This is a genomic window from Rickettsia argasii T170-B, assembly GCF_000965185.1.
In the GTDB taxonomy this organism is placed as follows: Bacteria; Pseudomonadota; Alphaproteobacteria; order Rickettsiales; family Rickettsiaceae; genus Rickettsia; species Rickettsia rickettsii.
The window spans coordinates 1-3,274 of the sequence record NZ_LAOQ01000022.1 but is presented as its reverse complement, the minus strand read 5'-3'; the positions used below and the strand labels follow the sequence as shown (position 1 = coordinate 3,274).

Here is a 3,274-nt window from a genome sequence, read left to right as displayed (position 1 = left end):
AGGATTTCTCTTTTAGCTTTATTGAACTACCTAAATTTAATATAGATAAAATTGAAGACCTAAAAACTATTACCGAAAAATGGTGCTATTTCTTTAAGTATGCTGCTAACACAAAAGAAGCTGACCTGCAGAAAATTATAGGTAGTGATCTTGTAGTAGGGCGTGCTTATGAAGCATTAAATCAGTTTAACTGGAATGAAGCAGAACTCCTTGCTTATGAGCAGGAAATTAAACGCATCATGGATAACAAAGCTGTCGAAGATTTCATGATTGAATCCGCTGAAGCTAGAGGCGAAGCTAGAGGCGAAGCTAGAGGTATGCAGATCGGAAAAGCTGAGGGAAAAGCTGAAACCATGACATTAGTTGCTAAGAACTTATTAGCTCAGAATATAGATATTAATACTATATCTATTGCTACCGGGTTATCTACTATTGAGATCAACAAACTCAAAAATGAATAGGTCACTTATGCAAACTGCTAGATCCACATTAAAGCTTAAAATGCCGCTGCAAACTATTTTACCTCAATTACCACAAAAACAAGTAGTAGTCATAGATAAGCGTGCATTACAGCAAAAAACTGCTAATCCAAAATCTACTAAAGATCTTAAGCCCTAATGCCCAAAACAATAAAGCCGCTAAAGCACAAATATTAGCACAAGAACAACAAGAAGCTCTTAAAGCTAAACTTAAAAGATGGCAAGAAGAATACAAACAAAATACCCTCTATGTTTCTCTATCCCGGCAAAACTACTTACCATAGGCATTCACAAGGAAATTATAACTACAGAAAAAGAGCACTTTTCAAATCAACAAATTCGCAGATTCTTTAAAAGATATTGCTCTGATAAAAGATACAAAAAATTACTAGTCGAAGGCAAACAACGCTTTAACCTAGATGGCACCCCTGCTACTTTAGTGACTAAAGAAGAAGTGCCGCCAAAAACTGTAGAAGTCAAGATTTGATCTTACAGACACTATAAATTTTGCACCTGATTGTCAGTTAAATTTTGACTGTCAGAGACGTATTCAGGATACAAGATTTCATTATTCTTTTCAACAGCTAATTTTTTACTATCCTTAAAAGTTTGCATAGGAGTTTTTCCATAACAATATTTTCCTAAATGTGGTCGCTCATTATTGAAATGCTCTAACCAAATATCAATATCTCATTGTAAATCATCAAGATCTGTATAAATCTTTTTCCGCATAGCTGTATCAAAGAATTCTTGTTTCATGGTTTTATTAAAACGCTCACACATACCATTTGTTTGAGGAGAATATGCTTTAGTAGTAGTATGCTCTATACCTTCAATACTTAGAAATAATTCAAATAGGCTGGTAAAACTATATAATGAAGATGGCACTGATACTAAATACTATACTACTAAGGATGTAAGAGAAGAAGAATTAAGGATAGTTAGAATAGCTGATAAGGTAAATAGCCAGATTCATTTTAATAATGTTCTGAAGATTAAAAGTGATATTGAAAATCTGACAAGTGTTAATGAAGCACAGCAAGAGAGCCTACAGCATATTTTAATTAATAGTCAAGGAATTAGGATTTTGCAAGGTAGAGCCGGCACCGGTAAGTCGCAAGTACTTGCTGAAGGCTATAAAATTGCTACTCATCATGGACAAAATATTATAGGACTCGCTCCTACTCATAAAGCAGCATCGGAGTTTAAAAGTAAAGGTTACCAGAAGTGTCATACAGTAAAAGGGTTTTTATTTAAATTATATAATGGTAAAGCTGATCTACCAAGAGATAGCCTGCTAGTAGTAGATGAAGCAGGAATGGTAGGTAATAGTGATTATTTAGAATTACTAAAAGTAGCAAGGAGTAATAATTGTAATCTGATACTGGCTGGAGATGAGAGACAACTAACTTCCGTTGAGCGAGGAGGAATGTTTGCAGTATTGGCTAGTAAATTTGGCTCGTATGAGTTGAGTAGAATTAGAAGACAAAATAAAGTATGGGCAAGAGAAATGGCTTCATGCTTTGCAAAATCAGATATTGCCCGTGGTCTGTGTTTACTTGCACAGCATAAATGTTTAAAGATTGATCATACATTAGAAGAATCAATGGCAAGATTAATTAATGATTGGAGCAACAGCAAATTTGCTCTAAATGAGCGTTTAATAATTACCATGCGTAATGTTGAAGTAGATAGTATTAATCAAGGGATCAGGGAGTTACTAAAAGCTAAAGGCTTGCTTACCGGTAAAGAGTATAGACGCTATCTACCATCTCAGCAGTATGAAGATTATATGGCAGGAGATCGTATTTTGTTTAAAAGTACTAATAAAGATTTACAAATAGAAAATGGGGAATTTGCAACGATAACTTTAGTAAGTAACGATAGATTGATAGCTAAAACAGATAGCGGGAAAGAAATAGAATTTAATCCTCAAGATGTAAGCTTTAAACATGGCTATGCTTCTACAGTATATAAAGCACAAGGAGCCTCAATTAAAGATGTCTATGTATTACATAATTTAGCAGGAAATAGCAGAAATTCTTATGTAGCCATGACAAGGCACATAGAAGAGGTAAAACTTTACTATAACAGAGAGGCTACCAGGAATATAGCCAGTTTAATATCACAACTTAGCAAAATAGATAATAGGCTATCTAGCATTAATTTTAAAACTTTAGAAGAATTAGTAGCAATTCAAGATCAAGAAAATAAGAATCCTAATATTATAGATAAAGTAGGTGATTGGTTTAAAGGGGTAGTAGAAGATATTAAGGATAGATTACACAGTAATGATAACTATTATCACTTAAGAATAAGCTCAAGACCACCTGCTAAAGTAGCAGACATCCTAAGAAGCACTAGCACAAATTTTGTCACAAGCCATAAAGCCCAAGAAGAGCAAAAAAGCCCTTCTTATAACCTTACGAATTGTAATAAACAAGATACAACAATAAGTGTCAAGTTACAAGAGGATATTATGGCAAAGAATAAAATAGATTATCATGCTATTAATAAACAAAAAGCACTGGAATTAAAACAAAAATTATCATTTAAAGCTGAAGAAATAGGACGAAGCTTACTTGGTAGTTCAAATAAGCATTTATCAAATAGCCAGTTACTCCGCTGGGAGAAAGATGGCAAAATAGTGATGAAGATACATGGCAGTAAAGCCGGCATCTGGTATGATTTTAGTACAGGAGAGGGAGGAGATTTATTTACCTTAGTACAAAGAGAAAAAAATTGTGATTTTGTAGAAGCTAAGAAATATTTACAAAATATGGTTGGTGTGTCAA

General features: G+C 33.6%; 3 protein-coding genes and 2 pseudogenes. 4 read left to right on the top strand and 1 reads right to left on the bottom strand.

All coding sequences use genetic code 11. The features are described 5' to 3' along the window. From RAT170B_RS07690 to RAT170B_RS11945, 3 genes are all read left to right on the top strand, one after another. Positions 1–461: PD-(D/E)XK nuclease family transposase (locus RAT170B_RS07690; RefSeq protein WP_045806085.1), on the top strand; the 461-nt coding region annotated here is incomplete at its 5' end. After that, positions 454–618: a hypothetical protein gene (locus tag RAT170B_RS11950; protein WP_261368794.1), complete on the top strand. Its 165-nt coding sequence runs from the start codon at positions 454–456 to the stop codon at positions 616–618. The genes RAT170B_RS07690 and RAT170B_RS11950, both read left to right, overlap by 8 nt. 78 nt (positions 619–696) lie before the next feature. Further along, complete coding sequence (locus tag RAT170B_RS11945) at positions 697–966, top strand: ProQ/FinO family protein (protein WP_045806084.1); 270 nt, start codon at positions 697–699, stop codon at positions 964–966. An 11-nt stretch (positions 967–977) separates the two neighbouring features. Here RAT170B_RS11945 and RAT170B_RS09360 read toward each other — a convergent pair. Further along, positions 978–1,334: pseudogene (locus tag RAT170B_RS09360) on the bottom strand (integrase core domain-containing protein); the annotation flags it as partial. On the opposite strand from RAT170B_RS09360, the pseudogene RAT170B_RS07675 reads away from it, so the two are divergent. Further along, positions 1,327–3,274 (top strand): annotated as a pseudogene (locus RAT170B_RS07675) (AAA family ATPase); the annotation flags it as partial. The pseudogenes RAT170B_RS09360 and RAT170B_RS07675 overlap by 8 nt on opposite strands.

Excerpts from the sequence above, each read along its gene's own strand:
- RAT170B_RS11950 (WP_261368794.1), top strand. The coding sequence starts at position 454 with ATGAATAGGTCACTTATGCAAACTGCTAGATCCACATTAAAGCTTAAA.
- RAT170B_RS11945 (WP_045806084.1), top strand. The coding sequence starts at position 697 with ATGGCAAGAAGAATACAAACAAAATACCCTCTATGTTTCTCTATCCCG.